We start from the raw sequence: 23,641 nt of genomic DNA, 5'->3' as shown, positions 1-23,641 counted from the left end.
GGTGGGATCATGCAGGGATGACCGTGATCACCATCGCCAGCGCGTTCGGGCTCCGCGGCTCGCACATCGGCGCGACCGTCGCGCGCACGTTTGGTATCCCGTTCGTCGATCGGGCCATTCCCCGCGCGATCGCTCGCGACCTGGGCCTGCCCATCGAGACGGTGATGGCGCAGGACGGCAAGGCCGCAACCGGCATCTGGCGGATCATCAGCGCGATGGCGGTGATTCCTGACATCACCGGCACGGAGGTCATGGCGCACAGCATGGGCGCCGATCACGCGACCTACAAGGAGAAGACCGAGAAGATCATGCTCGAGACCGCGCGCAGCTCGGGCGGGGTCTTCGTGGGCCGGGCAGGGGTGCTGGTGCTGCGCGAGATCCCCGGGGCGCTGCACGTACGGCTCACCGGGCCGAGAGAACAGCGCATCGCCGCGTTCGCCGCCGCCAAGAAGATCTCCGAGAAGGACGCGCGGGAGGTCGTGGAGACCATCGACAAGGCGCGAGCGGCGTACGGGCGCACTCTCTACCGCACCGACCTGACCGACGACTCGCTGTACGATCTCGTGCTGAGCGAGGCCCGCTTCGGCGAGGAGGCGACGGCCGAGCTCATCACCACCGCAGCCCGCGCCCGCGACCGGTCCCGCTGAGCGACAGAACGCAGCAGAACGCAGAAGGGGCGAGACCAGAACGGTCTCGCCCCTTCGCCTTGGATCTAGTTAGCCCTTGACGACCTTGCCGGTCTTGATGCAGGTAGTGCATGCATTCAGGGTCTTGTGGGTGCCACCGGCGAGGACGGCGTGCACACGCTGGACGTTCGGGTTCCAGCGGCGGCTCGTACGGCGGTGGGAGTGGGACACCGACTTGCCGAAGGACGGCTTCTTGCCACAGACGTCGCAAACGCTGGCCACGGGAACTCCTGGGAATCGAGGTAAGAAACTGCAGATGACAACCGGTCAATCCTAACCCGGGCCATGCGGTCCGTAAAGCCGGCGCCGCGTCGGGTGCGCCACACCGGCCGACGATCGCCTACGCTATGGTGCACCGCCGTCCGAGTCGACCCAGGAAGGAAGGTCGCGCGATGCCCCCGCCGCCGCCGGCTCCTGAGGCCGAGGGCGTCCGTATCGACGCCGCCACCGTACGCCGGTGGTGCGTGGCCGCGGTGCAGGCATTGGGCGCACATCGCGACGAGATCGACGACCTGAACGTCTATCCCGTACCCGACGGCGACACCGGCACGAACATGCTGCTCACCCTGCGGGCGATGACCGACGCCCTGCGCAGAGAGCGACCGGCTGCCCTCGCGGCCGCGGCGGCCGTCATCGCCCGCGGCGCGTTGCTGGGGGCGCGAGGGAACTCCGGGGTGATCCTCAGCCAGTTCATCCGCGGCATGGCCGAGGTGCTCGGCGCCCTCGTGGACGGGCAGGCGGTGACCGACGCCCCCGGGCTGCTGGCGAAGTCGATCCGACGAGGCGCCGAGCGGGCCCGCGCCGGCGTGGCCGACCCCGCCGAGGGCACGATCCTCACGGTCGCCGACCGCGCCGCCGATGCCGCCCTGGCCACCGCCCAGCAGGTCGCCCAGACCATGGAGGGCGTCGCGGCCGTGAGCACGGCCGCGGCCCAGGCTGCCGCGGAGGCGGTACGTCGTACCCCCGAGCAGCTCAAGGCGCTGCGGGTGGCCGGCGTGGTGGATGCCGGCGGCCGCGGCCTGTCGATCATCTTCGACGCGCTGGCCGCCGCGACCGGCGGCACGCCCGCCGGGGGTGCCGACTGGGCTCGGAGGACACCGCTTGAGGATGAACCCGACGAGTGGCCGCATTCCTCGGAGGACTACGAGTACGAGGTGGTGTACCTGCTGGAGACCCGGCGGCAGGACGCCGAGCGGTTGACCGAGCAGCTGCGCGAGCTCGGCGACAGCGTCGTGGTAGCCACCGCCGACGACGACTCGGACGCAGAGGCGCGAGTCCTCTACAAGGTGCATGTGCACGTCAACGACATCGGCGCGGCGATCGAGCGGGGCGTCGAGGCCGGCCGGCTGCGCGACATCGAGGTCACGAGGTTCGCCGGCCAGCCAGTACGGGCCCCCGCCGGGGGGTCTGTGGGTATCGTCGCGATCGCGCCCGGCGACGCGTTGCGGGAGGTGTTCGAGGCCGAGGGCGCCGTGGTCGTGGACAGCGGCAGCAGCCGCCGTCCGTCCACCGCAGAGGTGCTGCAGGCTATCGAGCGCACCGGCGCCCCGATGGTCGTGGTGCTGCCCAACGACCGCGACACCTCGGCGGTCGCCGACGCGGCGGCGGGCGAGGCCCGCGAGGCCGGGATCGAGGTCGCCGTCGTCCCCACCAAGTCGCTGGTGCAAGGGCTGGCCGCGATCGCGGTGCACGAGCCGGAGCGCTATTTCGGCGACGACGTGATGGCTATGGCGGACGCCGCCGCCGGCACCCGCTATGCCGAGGTCACCGTCGCCGTACGCGAGGCGCTGACGATGGCGGGTACGTGCCAGCCCGGGGACGTGCTCGGGCTGGTCGAGGCGGACGTCATCACCATCGGGCCCTCCATCCTGGAGGTGACGATGACGCTGCTCGACATGCTGCTGGCGACCGGTGGCGAGCTGGTCACGCTCGTCATCGGGCGGCGCGCACCGGACGGGCTGGCCGAGGACCTCGCCAGCGATCTGAGCGCGCGTCACCCGGAGGTCGAGGTCGCCGTCCTCGCCGGCGGTCACCTGGACCATCCCGTGCTGCTGGGCGTCGAGTAGTGGCGCTCTCCTTCGACTCCTCGCTGGTCGACGCCCTCGGCCGCGCCTCGGCGGAGAAGCTCGCAGCGGAGCTCGATCTGCTGTCGGTCGCGGACCTGCTGACCCACTACCCGCGCAAGTACCTGCAGACCGGCGATGCGAGCTCGGAGTCCACGCTCACTGAGGGCGACCATCTCACCTTCTTCGCCGAGGTCGTCTCGTGCTCGTGGATCCCCAACAAGTCCGGACGTCGCGGGAAGGGCCGCTGCGTGGCCACCCTACGGCTGCAGCAGGGCACCATCGACGCGGTCTTCTGGAACCAGCAGTGGATTGCCAAGCGGCTCACGCAGGGAACCCGCGCGCTGTTCACGGGCATCGTCGGCACTTTCAAGGGCCGCTGGCAGCTGACCCAGCCGTCCGCCGAGGTGCTCGTCGACGGGTCCGAGAGCCTCGACGGCCCGAGGCACAAGGGCCTGACGTTCACCAGCATCGCTGACTTCGCCGACCGTCTGATGCCGATCTACCCGGCCACCGCCAAGCTCGACTCGGGCTCCATTCGCCGTTGCGTGGAGCTGACCCTCGACCTGCTGCCGCCGCTGGTCGACCCGCTTCCGGCGGACGAGCTCGACCGGCTGGGCATGGTCGACCTCGACACCGCGTTCCGTACCAAGCACCGCCCCAAGGACCGCGGGCAGGTGCAGGCCGCCGACCGGCGTCTGAAGCTGCAGGAGGCACTGACCATGCAGCTGGCGCTGAGCGTGGACCGGTACGAGAACACACTGCTGCCGGCGATCGCCCGCCCGCAGACCGACGGCGGCTTGCTCGCTGAGCTCGACTCCTCCCTGCCGTACGAGCTCACCGAGGGCCAGCGACAGGCCGGCGAGATCATCGCAGCCGAGATCGCGCGTGAGCACCCGATGCACCGGCTGCTGCAGGGTGATGTCGGGTCGGGCAAGACCCTGGTAGCGCTTCGCGCCATGCTGCAGGTTGCCGCCTCGGGCGGTCAGAGTGCACTGCTCGCGCCCACCGAGGTGCTCGCGCACCAGCACGCCCGCTCTATCGGGGCGCTGCTCGAGCCGTTCGGCGAGCCCGGGACGCTCGGCGCGCACCCGGAGGCCGTCAAGGTCGTCGTGATCTCCTCCGGGATGCCTGCCGCCAAGCGCAAGCAGGCGATGCTGGACACCGCGTCCGGCGCGGCATCGATCGTCATCGGCACGCACGCGCTCCTGGAGTCCAAGGTGTCCTTTGCCGACCTCGGGCTGGTGGTGATCGACGAGCAGCACCGCTTCGGGGTCGAGCAGCGCGACATGTTGCGCCGCAAGGGCCGCGACGGGACCGCCCCGCACACTCTCGTCATGACCGCGACCCCGATCCCTCGCACCATCGCCATGACCGCCTTCGGCGACCTGGAGACGATCGTCATGAGCGACCTCCCACCGGGGCGGTCCCCGATCAGCACGACGGCGATACCGGCGGGGGAGAAGCCGGCCTGGCTCGACCGTGCCTGGGAGCGGATCCGCGAGGAGGTCGCCGCCGGGCACCAGGCGTACGTGGTCTGCCCGCGCATCGGCCTGGACGACACCGCAGCGGACGACGAGACCGGTGAGGAGCCCGGGCCAGAGGACGACGGCGCGAAGCAGCGCGTGAAGGCCTCGGTGATCGAGGTCGAGCGTCGCCTGTCGGAGGGACCGCTGGCCGGACTGCGACTCGCCGTTCTTCACGGCCGGCTCACCTCGGAGGAGAAGGACGCCGTCATGGGTAGCTTCGGGGCCGGCCAGATCGACGTCCTGGTGTCGACGACCGTCATCGAGGTAGGGGTCGACGTCCCGAACGCGACCACGATGGTCGTGCTCGATGCCGACCTGTTCGGTCTGGCCACCCTGCATCAGCTACGTGGACGGGTCGGTCGTGGATCGGCGAAGGGGCTGTGCCTGCTGGTCACCCCGATGCCGTCGTCCACCAAGCCGTTCGAGCGGCTGCGGGTACTGGAGGAGACCTCCAACGGGTTCGAGATCGCCGATCGCGACCTCGAGCTGCGGCGGGAGGGTGACATCCTGGGCGTGGCGCAGTCCGGCACCCGGTCGCAGCTGCGACTGCTGTCGCTGCGCGACGACGCCGACCTGCTGATCCTCGCGCGTGAGCTGTGCGACCGGATCATCGCGGAGGACCCGCGGCTCGAGCAGCACCCCATGCTGCGCAGCCTGCTGTCATCCCTGGATCAGCAGCGCACCCTCGATTACCTGCTGAAGGGCTGAGTGATGAGCCGCATCATCGCCGGCGAGCTCGGGGGACGGCGAATCGCCGTCCCCGACGGCCGTGCGACCCGGCCGACCTCGGACCGGACCAGGGAGGCGCTGTTCTCCTCGATCGAGGCGACCCACGATCTGGACGGCGGTCTCTTCCTGGACCTGTACGCAGGAAGCGGGGCGGTCGCGCTCGAGGCACTGAGCCGCGGGGCGCCCTCTGCCGTGCTGGTCGAATCCGCCCGCCCCGCACTGCAGGCGATCGAGCGCAACGTGCGTGACCTCCGGGTCGCTGACCGGGTCACCGTGCTGGCCGGACGGGTCGAGAGCCTGACCGCGCGGCTGGCCGGCGTCCGCGCGCTGACCGTGTTCGTGGATCCGCCGTACGACGACGATGCGGACGCGCTGGCCGCGCTGCTCGGAGATCTTCTGGCGGCGGAGGCGATCGATTGCGAGGCGCTGGTCGTCGTCGAGCGTGACCGTCGAGCCGGCTGGAGGTGGCCCCCGCAGATCGAGCCGGTGCGCGACCGGCGCTACGGCGAGACCGTGCTTTGGTACGGTCGGCCACTATGAACGTCGACGAGCAGGCCCCCGCAGCGACCAGCGCACAGCAGCTGCCCTCGAGCGACGGGCGAACTGCCAGGCCGATCCGCCGGGTCGCCTGTCCGGGCTCGTTCGATCCCGTGCACAACGGGCATCTGGACATCATCTCGCGTGCGGCCGCGATCTTCGACGAGGTCGTCGTGCTGGTACTCGTCAACCGCAACAAGAGCACCATGTTCTCGCTCGAGCAGCGCCAGCGGATCGTCCTGGACTCGGCCGCTGAGGCCGGGCTGGACAACGTGCGGGTCGACACCATGTCGGGCCTGCTGGTCGACTACTGCACCAAGAACGACGTGTCGGGCGTCGTCAAGGGCCTTCGGGTGGCGACAGACTTCGACTACGAGATCCAGATGTCCCAGATGAATCACAAAATCGCCGGGGTCGAAACGCTCTTCCTTACGACCAATCCGGAGCACTCTTACATATCCTCAAGCCTGGTGAAAGAGGTCGCGAAGTACGGCGGCGATGTCCGCCCCTTCCTGAGCACAGCGGCGTACGACGCGCTCATGGAGCGACTCGCGGAGGACGTCGCGGCCTCCTGAGACCCCACGTCGACAAGGAGAGCAGGGCATGCGGGTATTCGAGATCCTCGAGGAGATCATCGAGGCGGTCGAGGACGCCAAGGGCGTGCCGATGTCGTCGTCCGCGATCGTGAACCGCCCGGCGCTGCTGGACCTGCTCGACGACCTGCGCGATGCCTTTCCCGCGGCGGTCGAGGACGCCCGCGAGATCCTAGAGCAGCGCGACGAGATCATCTCCTCCGCCCGCGCGGAGGCCGACCGGCTCGAGGAGTCCTGCAACAACGAGGCACACCGGCTGGTCACCGAGGCCCGGGACGGCGCCGAGCGCACGACGCGGGAGGCCGACGAGTACGCCGATCGCACGGTCTCGAAGGCCAACAGCGACGCCGACCGGATCGTCGCCGGTGCGCAGGCCGAGGCGACCGCCATCAGCCAGACCGCTCGCGCGAAGGCCGACGGCATCGTCCAGACTGCCCGCGATGAACACCAGAGGCTGGTCTCCGACCACGAGGTGCACCGTTCGGCGGTCGCGGCGGCAGAGGACGTGCGCGTCGACGCCGAGCGTCAGGCCGCGAAGCTGCGCAGCGACGCCGACCGGTACGTGGAGGACTCGCTGTCCCAGCTGTCGCTGACCCTGCAGAAGCTCATGCACACCGTCGAGGGCGGCCGCGACCAGGTGCACACCCGCCGCTCGGGCTACCGCGACGTCTACGACCAGGACGGGCGCCGCTGACCCACGGGCGGGTGTGATCTTTGCCCGCTGCCCACTGTGCTGCGCGGCGCAGTATCGCCAGGCGCGCATCTGATCGGGTAGTCTTATCTGCTGGCCCGGGCAACCGGGTCACTCGCTGAGATGGTCTCGTGCGAGGTAGTTCTCGTACTGCACCGGGTGACATGACTGCTAACGGCTCTCACGGGCACAAGCATCCGCCGTCCGGCCCCTTCGTCATCGACACGAGGGAGCTCGGACGCCGACCCGGCGCGATGCAAGAGGTACGTCGTACCGAGGCTGCACCAGCCGATCTCGGGGTCGAGCTGATCAAGCTCCCCCCGGGCAGCCCGATCGATCTTGACCTGCGGATGGAATCGGTGGCCGAGGGAGTTCTCGTCTCCGGCGCCGTGTCAGCCACGGCGTCGGGGGAGTGCGGACGCTGCCTGGACCCCGTCGAGGAGCAGGTGCAGGTGCGCATCGTCGAGCTGTTCGCCTACCCGGGCAGCACGACGGACGAGACCACCGACGAGGACGAGATCTCGCGGCTGGTCGATGACCGCGTCAATCTCGAGCCCGTGAGCCGCAACGCGATCGTGCTGGCCCTGCCGCTCACGCCGTTGTGCGACCCCGACTGCATGGGGTTGTGCGCCGGCTGCGGTGAGCGGCTGGAGGATCTGCCGGAGGATCACACCCACGAGCAGATCGACCCTCGCTGGGCGGCGTTGCAGGAGAAGTTCGGCAACCTCGACCAGTAAGGCACACAGCGTCCCGCCGTACGCCGTCCAGATACTTGTCAGCAGCACACCGTAGGAGACCACCGTGGCCGTTCCCAAGCGCAAGAAGTCCCGGGCCAACACCCACTCGCGTCGCTCGCAGTGGAAGACCACCCCGACCGCCCTCACCACCTGCAGCAACCGCGCCTGCGGCGCCCCGGTGCGTCCGCACACCGCCTGCAGCAACTGCGGTCACTACGCAGGCCGTCAGGTACTCGAGGTCTGAGCTCGCGGGGCGAACCCGTGAGCCAACCCCACAAGGTGAGCGACCTGCCCGAGGAGGCAGTCGCTCATCTTTGTGATTCTCTGGGCATCGACGAGGTGCCTGCGAGTCTCGGGCTGGCGCTGACGCACCGCTCCTACGCCTACGAGAACGGCGGGCTGCCACCGAACGAGCGGCTGGAGTTCCTCGGGGACGCCGTCCTCGGCCTGCACGTCACCGAGCACCTCTACCGCGCCTACCCCGACCTGCCCGAAGGGCGGCTGGCGAAGCTGCGCTCCGCGGTCGTCAACATGCGCGCCCTGGCTGACATCGCCCGCCGTCTTGGCGATCACGGGCTCGGCCCGATGATCCTGCTGGGCCGCGGTGAGATCGTCACGGGCGGTGCCGACAAGGACTCGATCCTGGCCGACGCCTTCGAGGCCGTCCTCGGGGCCATTCATCTAGACCTTGGGCCCACGGTCGCTGGCGCGGTCGTCCGCCGGCTTCTCGTGCCCGAGATCGATGCCGCCGTCCGCACCGGAGCCGGGCTGGACTGGAAGACGCACCTGCAGGAGCAGTGCGCCGCCGGCGGCCACGGGCTCCCGGCGTACCGGGTTCAGCAGACCGGGCCCGATCACAGCAAGTCCTTCACCGCCACCGTCGTACTCGGGGAGCAGGAATACGGCTCGGGAGCCGGCCGCAGCAAGAAGGAGGCCGAGCAGGAGGCGGCCCGCCAGACCTCCCTGATGCTCGACGTCCCCGAGCCCACGAGCTGACGGTGCCAGAGCTACCCGAGGTCGAGGTGGTGCGCCGCGGCCTGCACGAGCACCTCGTCGGCCGCGAGATCGCCGCGGTCGAGGTCTTCAACCCGCGCGCCGTACGCCGGCACGTTCTCGCGCCACTCGATCAGCTGCTGCCCGGCGCGCAGATCACCGATACGGCCCGCCGCGGGAAGTATGCCTGGCTCGTTCTCGATGATCGCGATGCGCTGCTGCTGCACCTCGGGATGTCCGGCCAGATGCTGATCGTCCCGGCTGGTGCCGATGGCGCGGTGCACGAGCGGATGCGAGTGCGATTTGCCGACGACAGCGCAGACCTGAGCTTCGTCGACCAGCGCACCTTCGGGCATGTTCTCCTCGACCCGGGTGGTGCGGTACTGCCCTCCCAGATCGCACATATCGCGCGGGACCCGCTGGATCCGCAATTCGACCAGGACGCCGTCGTGGCGAGGATCCGGCGCCGGCGTACCGGCTTGAAGCGGGCGCTGCTCGATCAGAGCGTCGTCTCGGGCATCGGGAACATCTACGCCGACGAGGCACTGTGGCGAGCCCAGTTGCACGGCGCCCGCCCGACCGAGAAGCTGACCCGCGCCCAGGTCGGACGCGTGCTCGACGCCGCGCGCGAGGTGATGACCTCCGCACTGGCTCAGGGCGGCACCTCCTTCGACGCGCTCTACGTGAACGTCAACGGCGCCTCCGGCTACTTCGATCGATCACTGAACGCCTACGGGCAGCGGGATCGTCCGTGTGCCAGGTGCGGGACGCCGATCGTGCGTGAGCAGTTCATGAACCGCTCGTCGTTCTCCTGCCCAACCTGCCAACGCCGCCCCCGCAACGGACGCTTCTAACAACGCTCGTCGATGACCGCGGAGCGGGCAGAGACGTCGCGGCATGCTGGCTCGGGTGCCCACGCGGAGGGCTGTGCAGGTTGGCCAACCTCTTGAGGTGACGGCCAGTAGCACGCGGTTACGACACACGTCGCGTCTCGCGGGCTGTCTGTCCACAGTCGCGGGGTTGTCCACAGAAGCCCGGGGTTCGGGCTTCTTGTCGTCGGGATTGTCGGTGGGGGTTCGTAGCGTGTGTGTCATGGATCCCCGGCAGAACAGCGAACTAGCACTCGAGATGACGCGTGATGCGCGGCTCATCGAGTCGCTGCGTGCCGCCCTCGACGGCCTCGGATCACTCGCTGGCCAGGACGCCGCCGAGACGCTCGCCGGTGTGGACGACGCGGTCCTGATCGACCTCCTGCAGGTGTTGCGCCGTGTGCGTGCGGTTACCGCGGCGGTGGAGGCGCGGGTGCAGGTCGCGTTCGATGCCTCCCAGCGTGCTCTCGCGGAGCAGCGCGGCGTCGCGAAGGCTGAACGTGGCAAGGGTGTCGCTGATCAGATCGCCCTGGCCCGCGGAGTGAGCGCGCATCGCGCGGCGAACGACCTGGCTCTGGCCAAGGGCCTGGTGACAGAGCTGCCGCACACCCTCGCGCGGCTCGCAAGTGGCGGGATTGGTGAGGGCGCTGCTCAGGCCGTCGCGAAAGAGACGGTGTGTCTAATGCCGCAGGACCGCGCACTCGTGGATGAGCGGGTCGCGCCGCGGCTCCGCGCCGGCACCAGCGCCCGCCGCGCCGCGGCAATCGCTCGCGCTGAGGCCGCGCGGGTGGATGCCGCGTCGGTGACGCGGCGGATCGCGATGGCCCACAAGGACCGCACCGTGACCACCCGCCCCGCACCCGACGCCATGATTTACCTCACGGGCTTGTTGCCGGTGAAGGAGGGCGTGGCGGCCTACGCCTCCCTCGCGAAGCACGCCGACGCCGCCAAAGCGGCCGGCGATTCCCGGTCGCGGGGGCAGATCATGGCCGATGAGCTGTTCGCTCGGCTGACCGGGATCAGTGATGCTGATCTGGTCCCGGTGGAGATCCAGCTGGTGATGCCCGCCGAAGCCCTTCTCGAGCCTGACCCCAGCACCCAGCCCACCGCGCCTGCCGCGGACGTCGAGCCCGCGGTGCCGGGTGAGTGCGTCTCGCCGTGCGGCGCGGTGATGAGTCCGGCGCCCTGGCCGTTCGGCACCCGGACACCACCCCGCGGCCCAGAACCGACAGAACCGGCGGAGCCGGTGGGTGGGTGCGGTGAGCTGCCGGGGCGGATCGGTGAGCATGTCATCCCCGCGCCCGTGGCCCGGCAGATCGCGTTGATCGCCGACGAGAAGGCGCGGCGGTGGATCCGCCGCGTGTTCACCGACCCGGTCTCCGGTCAGGTCCGCCAGGTCGACGAACGCCGCCGCTCCTTCACCGGAGCCCTGCGGCACGCGATCCAGGTCCGTGATCAGGCCTGCCGCGTCTGCGGCGCCCCGATCCGCGACATCGACCACATCACCCCACACGCATCCGGTGGCGCCACGAGCTGGCTGAACGGGCAGGGGCTGTGCCGGCGGTGTAACCAGACCAAGACCCTGCCCGGCTGGAGAACCGGCGCGTTCGAGGTCGAGGGAGCACACGTGACGGTGATCCGGACCCCGACCGGGCACCGCTACACCAGCCACCCACCCCTGCTGGCAGCCCCCGACCCGACACCTGCCGCGACTGTCGACGCAGATCGCGACGCCGGGGCCGGCCACGGCGCCCTGAACCGAGCCCGAGGACCAGCGCCACCCGATATCGAACGCCGACTATCGAAGGTCCTCGACGCCATCTGGGCCCCGGGAGCGTGATCGCGATCTCGTGAGCGTCTCGCGCAGCGCGATCACGAGGCCAGCGAGCTCGCGGTGCGCAGCAACGACGCCGTTACGCGGCTCGTCAGAGCGCGTTATGGCGGACGTCGAGATCGACCATCAGCTCTCCTGCGATACGTTCCAGCGCGGCGCGGGCCTCGGCTAGGTCCGCATCGGCGGCCGCGGGCGCCTGAACGGTTGCCTGAAACAGTCGGCCGCCGCCCATCGGGGCGTCGACCACCTCGCTCGTCAGTCGGTCGATCGTGATTTCGTGATCCCGGAGCACCGCCGAGATCTCCTGCACGATGCCGCGCCGATCATTGCCCACCAGGTCGAAGGTGAGGGCGTGCCCGCCGGACGGATGCCGCGTCGTGCCGCTGTGCACGGCGACGTCGAGCAGGCCAGCAAGCGGTCGAAGGGCGCCGGATAGCGCCGCTACCTGGTCGTCGTCGGCCTCGACCTCGACGATGCCGGCGAATTTCCCCGCGAGCTCGGCGAGCTCGCTGCGCGACCAGCTACCGCCATGGGCGGCGATCACCTCGGCGAGCGCGTTGACCAGCCCGGCGCGGTCGTCGCCGATGACGGTGAGCACGAGAGTTGCCATGCCGTGATCCTAGGGCGCGCAGACCGCGAGGGCAGCCCGGGCAGGCTCGGTGCGAGAATCGAGATCATGCGTGCCGAGCCGCTCGATCTACGCAAGGACATCGACGTCCTCCAGGTGCTGCTGGAGCGTCGGGATGCCGGGACCCCGCCAGGAAGGCATGAGGACGGGCACACGGTCGCAATCGTGGTCGCCGGTGGCGGAATGCGCGGCGGCTCCACCGGGGGCATGGTGCTCGCGCTCGAGGAGGCGGGCCTGAGCGACTGCTTCGACGTCGCGTACGGCGCGTCGTCCGGGGCGTTCATCGCATCGGCGATGATCCACGGCAGGGGACACGCGGCCAGCAGGATCTTCCGGGAGGACATGTCCGCCCGCGAGTTCATCGACGTCAAGCGGCTCTGGTCGCGCTCGCCGGTCATGTCCTTGGACCATCTGCTCGACGAGATCCTCGCGCACAGCAAGCCGATCGACTGGGCGGCGACCATCGCCCACCCAGCGCCGATGCACATCGTCGTCACGGACGCCGAGACGCTCGAGCCGGTCGACCTCACCGGCCTGGAGACCCCCGAGCAATGGCAGCGCGCCTTCAAGGCGACCTCAGCGGTCCCCGGCTTCGCCGGCGGTGCGATTGAGATAGATGGACATCGATACATCGATGGATCGGTGAGCGAGCCGCTCCCCGCGATGCGGGCGATCCGCGACGGTGCCACTCACGTCCTCGCGCTGTTGACCTGGAGCGAGGAGTCGCTGCTGAGGCACGAGCCGAGCTTCTACACCCAGGCCGAGCGGGTTGCCCTGGACCGGGTGCGGCGCGGGCTAGGCGGTATGGCGCAGGGCCGGTTGCACTACGCCCGCGAGCTCACCGACCTCGCGTCCGCGCCCGCTCGCGTCTACGCCATGTCCAACCCGGTCTCGACCGGCGTCAAGAGCCTCACCCGCGACCTGCCCAAGCTCGAGCGGGACGCCGCGCTCGGGTATACCACCGCCCAAGCCGCTCTGTATCGTGCGATCACCCACGACCGCGAGCGGGAGGTGCGATGACCAAGGGGACCGTCAGCAGCGGGCTGATTATCGTCGACAAGCCCGCCGGCATCACCTCCCACGACGTCGTGGCGCGGATGCGCAAGATCGTCGGCACCCGCAAGATCGGCCACGCCGGCACCCTCGATCCCATGGCCACCGGCATTCTCGTGCTGGGTGTCGAGAAGGCGACGAAGCTGCTCGGCTACGTCATGGGCCACGACAAGACCTATGCGGCCACGGTGCGGCTGGGGGAGCGCACCACGACCGACGATCGGGAGGGCGAGACCGTCGATCGCACCGACGCCTCGGGGCTCACCGAGCAGCAGATCCGGGACGCCTTCGCCACCCAGGTCGGACGAATCAGCCAGGTGCCCTCCGCGGTGTCGGCAATCAAGGTCGCCGGTCGCCGCGCCTACGACCTGGTCCGGGAGGGGGTGCAGGTCGACCTGGCGGCCCGCGAAGTCGACGTCCACGCCATCAACGTCTCCCGAATCGAGCTGGGGGCGGTCGCGGACGTCGACATCACCGTCCGATGCAGCGCCGGCACCTACATCCGGGCCATCGCGCGCGACGCCGGCGACCGGCTCGGCGTAGGTGGCCACCTCACGGCCCTGCGGCGCACTGCCAGCGGCGCAGTCGACGAGTCGGTCGCCCTTACCTTGGAGCAGATCGCCGACCTCGACGACCCCGTGGCGGTGCCGCTGGACGAGGCGGTCCGACGTACCTTCGCGGTCCGCGCGCTCACCGCCGAGCAGGCCCGCGAGCTGTCCTTCGGCCGCGCGATCGGTGGTGACGGGGGAGCGGACGAGGGGCTGGGCGCCGTCGCCCCCGACGGTCGCGCGATCGCGCTGGTCGACGGACGGGGCAAGCCCAGGGTGGTCTTCGCGCCCGCCTGACCTAGGATCATCAAGGTGTCCCACGCCGCACACCTGACGGGTGCGGCCCACCGCGGCGGCGCCGGCCGCCCAGTCCAGGAAGGCGGCTCATGAGCGCGCTGTCAGCGAACCTGCCCACCCACCTCAGTGAAGGGCTCCCGCTGCAAGTAGTGCCCAACGAGCGGACCCGCACGGACGCCGAACGCCAGCAGATCCTCGCCAGCCCCGGCTTCGGCCAGAACTTCAGTGACCACATGGTCGTCGTGCGCTGGAGCGAGGGACAGGGCTGGCACGACGCTCGGCTGCAGGCCTACCAGCCGTTCTCGCTCGATCCTGCTGCCGCCGTCCTCCATTACGCGCAGGAGATCTTCGAGGGCCTGAAGGCCTACTATCGCGCCGACGGCACGATCGCCACCTTCCGGCCAGAGGCCAACGCCGAGCGCTTCAACAACTCGGCGCGCCGCCTGGCGATGCCCGAGCTCCCCACCGAGGCGTTCGTCGCGGCGTGCGACGCGCTGGTGCTGGCCGACCGCGACTGGATCCCCACCGGCGGCGAGCGCAGCCTGTATCTCCGCCCGTACATGTTCGCCACCGAGGCATTCCTCGGCGTCCGTCCCAGCAAGGAGTACGTCTTCTGCGTGATCGCCTCACCCGCGGCCGGTTACTTCGGTGATCACGTGAGCGGAGTCAGCGTCTACGCGAGCGAGGACTACGTTCGCGCCGTTCCCGGCGGGACTGGTGAGGCCAAGTGCGGCGGCAACTACGCCGCATCGCTGCTGGCCCAGGCGCAGGCCGCGCACGAGGGCTGCGATCAGGTCGTGTGGCTGGACGGCGTGGAGCGCAAGTACGTCGAGGAGATGGGCGGCATGAACCTGTTCTTCGTGTACGGCGCGGACCCGGACGGCGTCGAGATCGTGACGCCCGACCTGACCGGATCGCTGCTGCCGGGCATCACGCGACGGTCGCTGATGGAGGCCGCCGGCGACCTCGGCGTCACCGCCGTCGAGCGCAAGATCTCGCTGCAGCAGTGGCGCGAGGACGTCGTGAGCGGCGCGATCACGGAGGTCTTCGCCTGCGGTACGGCCGCCGTGATCACGCCGGTCTACACGTGCAAGGCGCGCACCGGTGACTTCGTGATCGGCACCGAGCCGGGCCCGGTCACCATGCGGTTGCGCGATTACCTGCTCGGGGTGCAGTACGGCACCACCGACGACGCCCACAGCTGGATTCACACGATCGGATAGGCACGCATGCTGCGCTGGAGACGAGCCGACAACGCCCCGGCCGGGTGGGGCCAGTCCGTGATGTCGATCGGGCAGTACGACGGCGTGCATCTCGGGCACCGCGCGCTCCTCGGCGAGACGGTGCGCCAGGCCCGCGAGGCGGGTCTACCCGCGCTGGTGATGACCTTCGATCCGCATCCGCGCGAGGTGCTCAAGCCCGGCACGCACCCGCCCATCCTCACCCCCCTGCGGCGGAAGGCAGAGCTGATCGAGGAATGCGGCGTCGATGCCTTGTGTGTCGTGCCGTTTACCCAGTCGTTCGCGAAGCTGAGCCCGCAAGAGTTCGTGCACGAGGTGCTGGTCGCGCACCTCCATCCGCAGAAGATCATCGTTGGCGAGAACTTCACCTTCGGGAACAAGGCCGCCGGGAACGTGCAGGTGCTCGCCGAGCTCGGACGCACCTTCGGCTTCGAGGTCGAGGCGTTCGGTCTGGTCAACGAAGGACCGCACACCATCTCGTCGACCTACATCCGCGCCTGCGTCGATGCCGGTGACATGCGCAAGGCGGCAGCCGCGCTCGGCCGGCCGCACCGCATCGAGGGGCTCGTCGTCCGCGGCGACATGCGCGGGCGGGGGCTCGGGTTCCCGACGGCGAACCTTCGGCCGCCGATGTACTCGGCGATCCCGGCCGACGGGGTGTACGCCGGGTGGATGACGGTACGGGAGCAGCCGCGCGCCGCGGCCGTCTCGGTCGGCACGAACCCGACGTACTCGGGCACGGAGCGGCGCGTCGAGTCGTACCTGCTCGACTTCGAGGGAGACCTCTACGGCGAGCAGGTGCAGATCGACTTCGTCGAGCGGCTGCGCGGCATGGAACGGTTCGAGTCCTCCGATGATCTCGTCGACGCGATCCAGCGCGACGTCGCGGCCACCCGCACGGTCCTGGGGGATCTCGCGTGACCACGGCAGTGCAACCCGGGGATGCCCTGCCCGTCCTGGACGATGCGGAGCCGTTCTCGGTCCATGTGGACGACGTCCGGCTCGGCGGGTACGCCTGGTGGCAGCCAAGCCCCGCGCCGGCGATCGTGCTGATCCACGGCTGGGGTCAGGACGCCTCGCACCTGGCTGGACTGGCGAGGCAGCTGCACGGGCGCGGCTGGAACGTCCTCAGCCTGGCCGCTCGCGGGTGGCCGGGCTCGACCGGCGACGCCGGCGACTACGGGCTGAGCAGCGACCGCGACATCCCCGCCGTCGTCTCTGCAGTTCATCGGCGGGGCGTGAGCAACGTGTGGCTGCTGGGCTACTCGGCAGGCGGGCTGCAGGCCGCCCGCGGCGTCGTCGCCGCGGAGGGGGTTGCCGGCGTCATCACCGTAAACTCGCCGATGAACGTGCACACCGAGTACCGCGACACCCCGTCGCAGATGATGCGCGCCTACTACGACGACATCCTGACCCCGGCGCACTGGGAGCGGTGCTCACCGGTCACCGTCGCCGATCAGGTCACCGTCCCGATGCTGCTGATCGCCGGCACGGAGGACCGGATCATCCCGTGCACCCAGTCGCAGGAGATGGCGGCGCTGGTGCCGAGCGCGAGCTATGTCGAGATGCCCGGGATGCGCCACCTGCCGACGGACGAGCAGTGGGACGACATCCTCGCCCGGGCGTTGGGCTGGATCGAGCAGGTAGGAAACGAATCATGAGCGATCCCTACGGCGCCGGCGGAGCCGGCGTTCCCCACGGACCGCCCGGTCCGTGGGGGCAGTCCGGTCCCTACGGCCAGCCGGCCGCATCCGGCCAGCCGGGGGCGTACGGCGCGGCACCCTATCCGCCGCCGCAGCCGCTGATCCCCACCACCCCGCCGCCGCGTAGCTACGACGCGTACGACGCGAGTGTGCCCGACCCGCAGGCTGCGATGCGGTACGCGGAGGCGGTGGCGGCCGAGCCGCAGATCGGCTCGTTGCCCACCACACCGCGACCGGCGTCCGCCTACGAGCTCGGCTATGCACAGCTCCCGCCGGAGCGCTTCTACCAGTTCAAGATGTGGCTGCAGTCTCCCGAGGGCCAGAACTACAGGGAGTGGGAGGACGAGGCGCGCAAGATCCTCGACGTGCTCGAGCCCTTCAACGCCCGCTGGGTCCAGGGCTGGATGAGCGCCGAGATGGCGCTCCTGCGGCCGGTGCGCGACTACCTGGACATCTACGACCAGTACACCCAGCAGCTGCTCACCTACGCCGACCTCAACCCGGCGGCCCGGAGGGCCCAGCTGTTCGGCCAAGACGATCCGGCCAATCCACTGCCGGTCGAGGTGCTCATGCAGCGGCTTCCCGAGCGCAGCCGCCTGCAGGAGCGTCTCGCCTCGTACGACGAGTTCTGGCGGGAGCAGATGGGCATCGAGTTCGCCACGGGCTGGAAGACCAGCTGGGGCCCGGCAGATCACGACCCCTTCGTCATCGCCGCCTCGCTACGTCAGATCACCGACAATGTCACCGCCCGGCTGTGGTCGGCCTCCCAGCTGCCCGACCTCCCAGCGCTACCCGTCTACGCTCCTTCGGCGACCGGCATCCCACGCAGCATGACAGCGCTCCAGCAGCAACTGTGCCAGCTCGCAGGGGGAGAGGAGCTGCCCGCGCACACCGTGCCGGAGCCCTTCCACCCGCCGTCCCTGCCATCGCCCCTCGCGCCGGCTCACCCCCGCTGGTCGCGCGGGGAGTTCTACACCGGACGCGCCGTCGCCTGCCGAGGCCGGACTGCCTGGGCCGAAGGCGTTGCCCTCGAGGGCGTCCACGGGCCGACCGTCAAGGTGCAGCGGTACGACGGCTCACTGGGGTGGTTCCCGGTGAACGAGGTCCGCGGGATCAGATGACCGGCGGTCGTGACGGCGACCGGCGGGATGCTTCACCGGGCAGCGACCACGTCCGGTTCGGGCTCAGCAGCAGCGCGCCGATCGCCGCCACCACGCCGACGGTGCCGAGAAAGCCGACGTCGCTGATTGCGATCGGGCGGAGCGCGATCAACCAAAACAGCAGGAGGCCTCCGGCCGCGACCTGGGCGAGCGGCCAGGACGCGGGAGCCGACTCGACTGCGGTCGCCCCCAGAACCACGAGCGCACAGACCACGCCGAAGATCGCCCACGCGGTGAACGCGCCCCAGCCGATGCCGACCGGACCCGGCAGCGACACGCCGAGCCCGACGCCGATCAGACCGAGGCCGGCGTACAGGACGCGGACCACCTGCTGATCGACTCGTGGCCGGGGCGCCGGGAAGGACGCCGGGACCGGGCGCGGCGCCATGCCTGTGCCCGCCGCCTGCGGGCCCATCGGGTACGCGGGACCCGGCGCGATCACCGTGTAGGTGACGCCCGAGCCAGCGGAGTGCGGTGGGCCGGGGACCGGTGGGTGTGGCCAGGGTGCCGGGGCGTGGGGAGCAGGTGGCTGCGTCGGGGTGCTCATACAGGTGTGGACCACGATGGTGGCCGCCCGGTTCCGAACGCCGGGGGTCCGGCCCGGCGTGCCCGCGTGGCCCCGATCAGGACGGCCGCCACGGCCAGCATGATCAGTGGTCCGCCGGCGAGTGAGATTCCGTCGTAGGCCGCGCCGAGGACCGCGCAGCAGGCCGCCGCGCGCAGCAGGCGGGCTGAGCCGGAGCGGAACGCCAGCAGCAGGAGCACCGCGCAGCCGACGACGAGCGCGCGGACCGGGTGCGCGTAACCGGGCACCTCGGTACCCGGGTCGAGATCGATGTAGGACATGCCCGGATCGCAGCTGAGATACGCGAAGCCGTCCGCGTCGTACTGCGTGTAGCAGTGACCCGGTTGGTAGCGCACGGTCGTGGACGCTCCGCCGAAGCCCCACGGCAGACCCAGCGCCAGCCCGAGCCCGGCCAGGGCGGCCCAGCGGGCTGCGTGTGTCATCGTCCGGTCGAGGTCGAAACGTACAGGATCGCACCGGCGGACAAGCCGCCGACCGTCAGGCAGAAGCCGGTGTTGGAGGTGACCATCGGAAGCCCGATGAAGACCCAGAACACCAGGACACCGGCCGCGCCTGCGAGCTGGAGATCGCGGGCGCGGGCCGAGCTCAGGACGGTTCCGACGAACAGCGCGAGCGCGGCCAGCACCCCGAAGGCGGCCCACGCTGGATAATCAGCCCAGCCAAGGCGGTCGTTCTCGGGAATGGACACGCCCAGCAGGGTCCCCAGGACCGCGAGCACCGCGCCAGTCAGCAGCCAGCCCGGTCGTCCGCCGGCGGGCGCAGGGGGCCCGGCGGCCCACCGCGGCACGGTGTGGGTAGGGGGCCGACCTGGTGGCGGGGGCGTTCCGAAGGCCCCGGGGTGAGGGTGGCTCATGCCTGTACTGACACCCCATGCGCTCAGGCGGTTCCTTGCGACGTGACCGAGCACTCCCTCGGGAGCAGGCCGTGGCCACCACCGGCCTGTTACGATGGACGGTGGCCTTCAACGGCCTGCGTGGTTGTCACATTTCCCCGTGAGGAAGACCGGGGAACACGCGATCTACCTGAGGAGAAAACCATATGGCGCTGTCCGGCGAGAAGAAGACCCAGATCATCAACGAGCACAAGACCAGCGAGACCGATACCGGTTCGCCCCAGGTGCAGATCGCGATGCTGACCGATCGCATCAAGACCCTGACCGAGCATCTCAAGCAGCACAAGCACGACCACCACAGCCGTCGTGGCCTGCTGTTGCTCGTCGGCCGCCGTCGTCGCCTGCTGGCCTACCTCCAGAAGACCGACCTCGACGGCTACCGCGCACTGGTCGCCAAGCTCGGCCTGCGCCGCTAGTCGCGATGGAGGGAGTGACCGCCCGGTCACTCCCTCCTTCTGCATCCGAGGCCGGACGCCGGCCTGCGGAACCACAACTGAACACCCGCCGTGCGATATCCTCACGGCGTACCCCGCGCTCGCGCCGGCGATGAGCCTGCTCGCCGACGCTGGCCCTCGGTGGTGGTCACCGGAACTGCGCATCGCAGCCGCCGGTGGCTTCGATCGAAGACCGGCTCGGCCTGATTCTTCCCAGCAGCCTCTTGATGCGCTGGCGTGCGCGCGCACACAGAAAAGAGGACATGTTGACTGTCAACAACTTCGACGAGATCGAGGCACGCGAGAGTGTCGCGACCATCGACAACGGCTCGTTCGGCACCCGCCAGATCCGATTCGAGACCGGCCGGCTGGCCCGTCAGGCCGGCGGCTCCGCCGTCGTGTACCTGGACGACGACACGATGCTGATGTCGGCCACGACCGCTCAGAAGACCCCGCGGGACTTCATCGACTTCTTCCCGCTGACCGTGGATGTCGAGGAGCGCATGTACGCGGCGGGACGCATCCCGGGCTCGTTCTTCCGCCGTGAGGGACGTCCGTCCGAGGGCGCCATCCTGACCTGCCGGCTGATCGACCGCCCGCTGCGCCCGACGTTCGTCAAGGGCCTGCGCAACGAGGTCCAGGTCGTCGTCACCGTCATGGCGCTGGATCCCAAGGACATGTACGACGTGGTCGCGATCAACGCCGCCTCGATGTCCACCCAGCTCGCCGGTCTGCCCTTCTCCGGCCCGATCGGCGGCGTCCGCGTCGCGCTGATCGACGGTCAGTGGGTGGCTTTCCCGACCGTCGAGGAGGCCGAGCGCGCGGTCTTCGACATGGTCGTCGCCGGTCGCGTAGTGCAGGGTGAGAACGGCCAGGACGTCGCGATCATGATGGTGGAGGCCGAGGCCACCGAGGCCACCGTCGAGCTGGTCGCCGGTGGCGCCACCGCGCCGACCGAGGAGGTCGTGGCTCAGGGACTAGAGGCGGCCAAGCCGCACATCGCCGAGCTGTGCCGAGCCCAGAAGGAGCTCGCCGACGTGGCCGGCAAGGAGACCGCCGAGTTCCCGGTGTTCGTGGACTTCCAGGACGACGTCTACGACGCCGTCGCCGCCAAGGCCGAAGGCGATCTGAAGCAGGCGTTGACCATCGTCGGGAAGCAGGAGCGCGAGTCGCGGCTCGACGAGATCAAGGACCAGGTCAAGGCCGATCTGGCCGAGCAGTTCGAAGGCCGCTCCAATGAGGTATCCGGCGCCGTCCGCGCGCTGACCAAGAAGCTGGTGCGCCAGCGCGTGCTCGCCGACGGTCAGCGCATCGACGGCCGCGGCCTGACCGACATCCGGTCGCTGTCCGCCGAGGTCGCCGTGGTGCCGCGGGTGCACGGCTCGGCGCTCTTCGAGCGTGGCGAGACCCAGATCCTGGGCGTGACCACCCTGGACATGCTGGCGATGGAGCAGAAGCTCGACACGCTGTCGCCGGAGACCACCAAGCGCTACATGCACAACTACAACTTCCCGCCGTACTCGACCGGTGAGACCGGCCGCGTGGGCTCGCCCAAGCGCCGCGAGATCGGCCACGGCGCGCTCGCCGAGCGTGCCCTGCTGCCGGTGCTGCCCAACCGCGAGGAGTTCCCGTACGCCATCCGCCAGGTCTCCGAGGCGCTCGGCTCCAACGGCTCGACCTCCATGGGTTCGGTCTGCGCTTCAACCATGTCGCTGCTGAACGCCGGCGTCCCGCTGAAGGCCCCGGTCGCGGGCATCGCGATGGGCCTGATCTCGGACGTCGTGGACGGTCAGGCCCGCTACGCCGCGCTCACTGACATCCTCGGTGCCGAGGACGCCTACGGCGACATGGACTTCAAGGTCGCCGGCACCCGCCAGTTCGTCACCGCGATCCAGCTGGACACCAAGCTCGACGGCATCCCGTCCGAGGTGCTCGCGGCGGCGTTGTCGCAGGCTCGTGAGGCCCGCCTGCACATTCTCGACGTGATGGGTGAGGCGATCGACGCCCCCGACGAGATGAGCAAGTACGCCCCGCGCGTCACCTCCATCAAGATCCCGGTCGACAAGATCGGCGCAGTCATCGGCCCCAAGGGTCAGATGATCAACACGATCCAGGACGAGACCGGCGCGAAGATCACCATCGAGGACGACGGGACCATCTACGTCGGTGCCGACAACGGCGAGGCCGCCCAGGAGGCGATCGACCGGATCAACGCCATCGCCAACCCGCAGCTGCCCAAGGTCGGCGAACGCTTCCTCGGCACCGTCGTCAAGACCGCGGCCTTCGGGGCGTTCGTGTCGCTGCTGCCGGGCAAGGACGGCTTGGTGCACATCTCCAAGCTGGGCGACGGCAAGCGGATCGGCAAGGTCGAGGACGTGGTGAACGTCGGCGACAAGATCCAGGTCGAGATCACCGACATCGACCAGCGCGGCAAGATCAGCCTGATCCCGGTCCGCGACGAGGACAAGGCCGAGCCGGCGCCGGCGGCCGCGGAGTAGCCACCGGACGTTGCCTCGCACCACCCGCGCCCAGACGCGCACGATCTACAGCTCGCCGGAAGGCGGTTCGGTACGCCGGACCGTCCTTCCCGGCGGGCTGCGGGTCGTCTCGGAGACCATTCCGGGGGCGCTGTCGGCGTCCGTCGGCATCTGGGTCGGCGTCGGGTCGGTCGATGAGACTCCCCGGGAGTCCGGTGCCGCCCACTACCTGGAGCACCTGCTGTTCAAGGGGACCAAGCGGCGCAGCGGCATGGAGATCTCCTCGGCCATCGACGCGGTCGGCGGCGAGCTGAATGCCTTCACCGGCAAGGAGAGCACCTGCTACTACGCCACGGTGCTGGCGACCGATCTGCCGCTGGCGGTCGATCTGCTCAGTGACGTCGTCCTCGGCGCGACCCTCAGCCACGACGACATCCAGTCCGAGCGGCTCGTGGTGCTCGAGGAGCTCGCGATGCGCGACGACGATCCCAGTGACCTGGTGCACGACGTGTTCGCGCAGAGCATGTTCGGCACCAGGCCGGTGGGCCGTCCGATCATCGGCGACGCCGCTCACCTGCGGACCATCGAGCGGGCCCAGATCGCCTCGCTGTACCGCAAGCACTACCGGCCCGAGAACATGGTCGTCGCGGTCGCCGGCAAGATCGACCACGCGCAGGTGGTGCGCCTGGTGCGCAAGGCCTTCCGAGACGTGCTGGCCGAGGCCAAGCCCCGATCGGTTCGCCGCGAGACCCGGCCCGCGGTGACGCGCCCGAGCTCAGCGGTCACGGTGATCAATCGCCGCAGCGAGCAGGCCCACCTGGTGTACGGCGTCGCGGGCATCGACCGGTTCGACTCACGACGCTTCGCGTTGAGCGTGCTGGAATCGGCGATCGGCGGCGGGATGAGCTCGCGGCTGTTCCAGGAGGTGCGGGAACGGCAGGCCCTCGCGTACGCGGTGTATTCGTTCTCGTCGATGTTCGCCGGTGATGGCATGGTCGGCGTCTACGCGGGAACCGCGCCCGCGAACGCCAAGAAGGTCGTCGGCCTCGTGCAGGAGGCGTTCGCCGCGGTCGCCGAGGATGGGCTGGCCGACGAGGAGATCGCTAGGGCGAAGGGCCAGCTGTGCGGCAGTCTGGTGCTGAGCATGCAGGACAGCAGCTCGCGGATGAGCCGGCTGGGCCGCAGCGAGCTCGGGTACGGCGATCACCGCGACCTCCCGTGGGTGCTGGAGCAGCTGCAGTCGGTGACGGCTGAGGACGTGGCGCAGCTCGCCGGCGAGCTGCTCACCCGGCCCGCCGCACTCGCCGTCGTAGGACCCTTCCGGCACGGCGCCTTTGACGACGTGATGTCCTAGAGTCCGC

At 69.9% G+C, this 23,641-nt stretch carries 25 protein-coding genes; 20 read left to right on the top strand and 5 right to left on the bottom strand.

Going from position 1 to position 23,641, the window contains the following annotated elements; all coding sequences use genetic code 11:
* Positions 1-17: 17 nt before the first annotated feature.
* Positions 18-647, top strand: a complete 630-nt coding sequence (locus DAA40_RS02265; RefSeq protein WP_158716182.1) for an AAA family ATPase — start codon at positions 18-20, stop codon at positions 645-647.
* Positions 648-716: 69 nt separating this feature from the next.
* Here DAA40_RS02265 and rpmB read toward each other — a convergent pair whose 3' ends face one another.
* Positions 717-908, bottom strand: a complete 192-nt coding sequence (rpmB, locus tag DAA40_RS02260) for a 50S ribosomal protein L28 (RefSeq protein ID WP_106848105.1) — start codon at positions 906-908, stop codon at positions 717-719.
* A 170-nt stretch (positions 909-1,078) separates the two neighbouring features.
* On the opposite strand from rpmB, the gene DAA40_RS02255 reads away from it, so the two are divergent.
* The 10 genes from DAA40_RS02255 to DAA40_RS02210 all read left to right on the top strand — a co-directional run bounded on the left by DAA40_RS02255 (position 1,079) and on the right by DAA40_RS02210 (position 11,267).
* Positions 1,079-2,752 (top strand): DAK2 domain-containing protein, encoded by a 1,674-nt coding sequence (locus tag DAA40_RS02255; RefSeq protein WP_106848104.1) that lies wholly within the window; start codon positions 1,079-1,081, stop codon positions 2,750-2,752.
* A complete protein-coding gene (locus tag DAA40_RS02250) occupies positions 2,752-4,986 on the top strand; it encodes an ATP-dependent DNA helicase RecG (protein ID WP_199849465.1) in 2,235 nt (744 codons plus the stop codon). The genes DAA40_RS02255 and DAA40_RS02250 overlap by 1 nt, the downstream gene beginning before the upstream one ends.
* A gap of 3 nt (positions 4,987-4,989) precedes the next feature.
* A complete protein-coding gene (gene rsmD / locus DAA40_RS02245) occupies positions 4,990-5,547 on the top strand; it encodes a 16S rRNA (guanine(966)-N(2))-methyltransferase RsmD (protein WP_106849209.1) in 558 nt (185 codons plus the stop codon).
* Entirely contained in the window at positions 5,544-6,119 is a 576-nt protein-coding gene (coaD, locus tag DAA40_RS02240) for a pantetheine-phosphate adenylyltransferase (protein WP_199849464.1), read from the top strand. The genes rsmD and coaD overlap by 4 nt, the downstream gene beginning before the upstream one ends.
* Before the next feature lie 28 nt (positions 6,120-6,147).
* Positions 6,148-6,831, top strand: a complete 684-nt coding sequence (locus DAA40_RS02235) for a hypothetical protein (protein WP_106848103.1) — start codon at positions 6,148-6,150, stop codon at positions 6,829-6,831.
* 161 nt (positions 6,832-6,992) lie between these two features.
* The gene (locus tag DAA40_RS02230) at positions 6,993-7,565 is read left to right on the top strand and encodes a DUF177 domain-containing protein (RefSeq protein ID WP_106848102.1); all 573 of its coding nucleotides are present in this window, start codon (positions 6,993-6,995) and stop codon (positions 7,563-7,565) included.
* Positions 7,566-7,629: 64 nt separating this feature from the next.
* A complete protein-coding gene (rpmF, locus tag DAA40_RS02225; RefSeq protein ID WP_106848101.1) occupies positions 7,630-7,809 on the top strand; it encodes a 50S ribosomal protein L32 in 180 nt (59 codons plus the stop codon).
* 17 nt (positions 7,810-7,826) lie between these two features.
* The gene (gene rnc / locus DAA40_RS02220) at positions 7,827-8,561 is read left to right on the top strand and encodes a ribonuclease III (RefSeq protein ID WP_199849463.1); all 735 of its coding nucleotides are present in this window, start codon (positions 7,827-7,829) and stop codon (positions 8,559-8,561) included.
* A gap of 2 nt (positions 8,562-8,563) precedes the next feature.
* Positions 8,564-9,412, top strand: a complete 849-nt coding sequence (gene mutM / locus DAA40_RS02215) for a bifunctional DNA-formamidopyrimidine glycosylase/DNA-(apurinic or apyrimidinic site) lyase (protein ID WP_106848100.1) — start codon at positions 8,564-8,566, stop codon at positions 9,410-9,412.
* A gap of 238 nt (positions 9,413-9,650) precedes the next feature.
* Complete coding sequence (locus tag DAA40_RS02210; RefSeq protein ID WP_158716181.1) at positions 9,651-11,267, top strand: HNH endonuclease signature motif containing protein; 1,617 nt, start codon at positions 9,651-9,653, stop codon at positions 11,265-11,267.
* 85 nt (positions 11,268-11,352) lie between these two features.
* Here the strand turns inward: DAA40_RS02210 and DAA40_RS02205 are convergent, their stop codons facing one another.
* Entirely contained in the window at positions 11,353-11,859 is a 507-nt protein-coding gene (locus DAA40_RS02205; protein WP_199849462.1) for a glycine cleavage system protein R, read from the bottom strand.
* Positions 11,860-11,937: 78 nt separating this feature from the next.
* Between DAA40_RS02205 and DAA40_RS02200 the strand changes: the two genes are divergently transcribed.
* The 6 genes from DAA40_RS02200 (at position 11,938) to DAA40_RS02175 (ending at position 17,852) form a co-directional block, all read left to right on the top strand.
* Positions 11,938-12,909: a patatin-like phospholipase family protein gene (locus DAA40_RS02200; RefSeq protein ID WP_158716180.1), complete on the top strand. Its 972-nt coding sequence runs from the start codon at positions 11,938-11,940 to the stop codon at positions 12,907-12,909.
* Positions 12,906-13,787 (top strand): tRNA pseudouridine(55) synthase TruB, encoded by an 882-nt coding sequence (gene truB / locus DAA40_RS02195; RefSeq protein ID WP_106848097.1) that lies wholly within the window; start codon positions 12,906-12,908, stop codon positions 13,785-13,787. Before DAA40_RS02200 ends, truB begins: the two co-directional genes overlap by 4 nt.
* A gap of 89 nt (positions 13,788-13,876) precedes the next feature.
* Positions 13,877-15,010, top strand: coding sequence for a branched-chain amino acid aminotransferase (locus DAA40_RS02190; protein WP_106848096.1), 1,134 nt, complete (start codon positions 13,877-13,879; stop codon positions 15,008-15,010).
* A gap of 6 nt (positions 15,011-15,016) precedes the next feature.
* The gene (locus tag DAA40_RS02185; RefSeq protein ID WP_106848095.1) at positions 15,017-15,949 is read left to right on the top strand and encodes a bifunctional riboflavin kinase/FAD synthetase; all 933 of its coding nucleotides are present in this window, start codon (positions 15,017-15,019) and stop codon (positions 15,947-15,949) included.
* On the top strand, positions 15,946-16,689 hold the full coding sequence (locus DAA40_RS02180; protein WP_106848094.1) for a S9 family peptidase: 744 nt from the start codon (positions 15,946-15,948) through the stop codon (positions 16,687-16,689). Before DAA40_RS02185 ends, DAA40_RS02180 begins: the two co-directional genes overlap by 4 nt.
* Positions 16,686-17,852 (top strand): hypothetical protein, encoded by a 1,167-nt coding sequence (locus tag DAA40_RS02175; RefSeq protein ID WP_106848093.1) that lies wholly within the window; start codon positions 16,686-16,688, stop codon positions 17,850-17,852. Before DAA40_RS02180 ends, DAA40_RS02175 begins: the two co-directional genes overlap by 4 nt.
* On the opposite strand, the gene DAA40_RS16055 is transcribed toward DAA40_RS02175, so the two are convergent.
* From DAA40_RS16055 to DAA40_RS02160, 3 genes are read right to left on the bottom strand one after another with little or no spacing between them, the layout of a single operon-like run.
* Positions 17,845-18,438 (bottom strand): hypothetical protein, encoded by a 594-nt coding sequence (locus DAA40_RS16055; RefSeq protein WP_158716179.1) that lies wholly within the window; start codon positions 18,436-18,438, stop codon positions 17,845-17,847. The genes DAA40_RS02175 and DAA40_RS16055 overlap by 8 nt on opposite strands.
* Positions 18,435-18,899: a hypothetical protein gene (locus DAA40_RS02165; protein ID WP_106848091.1), complete on the bottom strand. Its 465-nt coding sequence runs from the start codon at positions 18,897-18,899 to the stop codon at positions 18,435-18,437. The genes DAA40_RS16055 and DAA40_RS02165 overlap by 4 nt, the downstream gene beginning before the upstream one ends.
* Positions 18,896-19,330, bottom strand: a complete 435-nt coding sequence (locus DAA40_RS02160; RefSeq protein ID WP_158716178.1) for a hypothetical protein — start codon at positions 19,328-19,330, stop codon at positions 18,896-18,898. The genes DAA40_RS02165 and DAA40_RS02160 overlap by 4 nt, the downstream gene beginning before the upstream one ends.
* A gap of 185 nt (positions 19,331-19,515) precedes the next feature.
* Between DAA40_RS02160 and rpsO the strand changes: the two genes are divergently transcribed.
* From rpsO to DAA40_RS02145, 3 genes are all read left to right on the top strand, one after another.
* The gene (rpsO, locus tag DAA40_RS02155) at positions 19,516-19,785 is read left to right on the top strand and encodes a 30S ribosomal protein S15 (RefSeq protein ID WP_106848089.1); all 270 of its coding nucleotides are present in this window, start codon (positions 19,516-19,518) and stop codon (positions 19,783-19,785) included.
* Between the two features lie 281 nt (positions 19,786-20,066).
* Positions 20,067-22,301 (top strand): polyribonucleotide nucleotidyltransferase, encoded by a 2,235-nt coding sequence (locus DAA40_RS02150; protein ID WP_106848088.1) that lies wholly within the window; start codon positions 20,067-20,069, stop codon positions 22,299-22,301.
* A 10-nt stretch (positions 22,302-22,311) separates the two neighbouring features.
* A complete protein-coding gene (locus DAA40_RS02145; RefSeq protein ID WP_106848087.1) occupies positions 22,312-23,634 on the top strand; it encodes a pitrilysin family protein in 1,323 nt (440 codons plus the stop codon).
* The last annotated feature ends 7 nt before the right edge of the window (positions 23,635-23,641 follow it).

It is taken from the genome of Blastococcus sp. Marseille-P5729, assembly GCF_900292035.1.
Taxonomy (GTDB): domain Bacteria; phylum Actinomycetota; class Actinomycetes; order Mycobacteriales; family Antricoccaceae; genus Cumulibacter.
This window is presented reverse-complemented; position numbering and strand designations above follow the sequence as displayed.

Coding starts and splice junctions, on each gene's coding strand:
- DAA40_RS02175 (WP_106848093.1), top strand. CDS start 16,686: ATGAGCGATCCCTACGGCGCCGGCGGAGCCGGCGTTCCCCACGGACCG.
- DAA40_RS02190 (WP_106848096.1), top strand. CDS start 13,877: ATGAGCGCGCTGTCAGCGAACCTGCCCACCCACCTCAGTGAAGGGCTC.
- DAA40_RS02235 (WP_106848103.1), top strand. CDS start 6,148: ATGCGGGTATTCGAGATCCTCGAGGAGATCATCGAGGCGGTCGAGGAC.
- DAA40_RS02265 (WP_158716182.1), top strand. CDS start 18: ATGACCGTGATCACCATCGCCAGCGCGTTCGGGCTCCGCGGCTCGCAC.
- DAA40_RS02230 (WP_106848102.1), top strand. CDS start 6,993: ATGACTGCTAACGGCTCTCACGGGCACAAGCATCCGCCGTCCGGCCCC.
- DAA40_RS02165 (WP_106848091.1), bottom strand. CDS start 18,899: ATGACACACGCAGCCCGCTGGGCCGCCCTGGCCGGGCTCGGGCTGGCG.
- DAA40_RS02150 (WP_106848088.1), top strand. CDS start 20,067: ATGTTGACTGTCAACAACTTCGACGAGATCGAGGCACGCGAGAGTGTC.
- rsmD (WP_106849209.1), top strand. CDS start 4,990: ATGAGCCGCATCATCGCCGGCGAGCTCGGGGGACGGCGAATCGCCGTC.
- DAA40_RS16055 (WP_158716179.1), bottom strand. CDS start 18,438: ATGAGCACCCCGACGCAGCCACCTGCTCCCCACGCCCCGGCACCCTGG.
- DAA40_RS02185 (WP_106848095.1), top strand. CDS start 15,017: ATGCTGCGCTGGAGACGAGCCGACAACGCCCCGGCCGGGTGGGGCCAG.
- DAA40_RS02200 (WP_158716180.1), top strand. CDS start 11,938: ATGCGTGCCGAGCCGCTCGATCTACGCAAGGACATCGACGTCCTCCAG.
- truB (WP_106848097.1), top strand. CDS start 12,906: ATGACCAAGGGGACCGTCAGCAGCGGGCTGATTATCGTCGACAAGCCC.
- coaD (WP_199849464.1), top strand. CDS start 5,544: ATGAACGTCGACGAGCAGGCCCCCGCAGCGACCAGCGCACAGCAGCTG.
- DAA40_RS02255 (WP_106848104.1), top strand. CDS start 1,079: ATGCCCCCGCCGCCGCCGGCTCCTGAGGCCGAGGGCGTCCGTATCGAC.
- rpsO (WP_106848089.1), top strand. CDS start 19,516: ATGGCGCTGTCCGGCGAGAAGAAGACCCAGATCATCAACGAGCACAAG.
- DAA40_RS02210 (WP_158716181.1), top strand. CDS start 9,651: ATGGATCCCCGGCAGAACAGCGAACTAGCACTCGAGATGACGCGTGAT.
- DAA40_RS02160 (WP_158716178.1), bottom strand. CDS start 19,330: ATGAGCCACCCTCACCCCGGGGCCTTCGGAACGCCCCCGCCACCAGGT.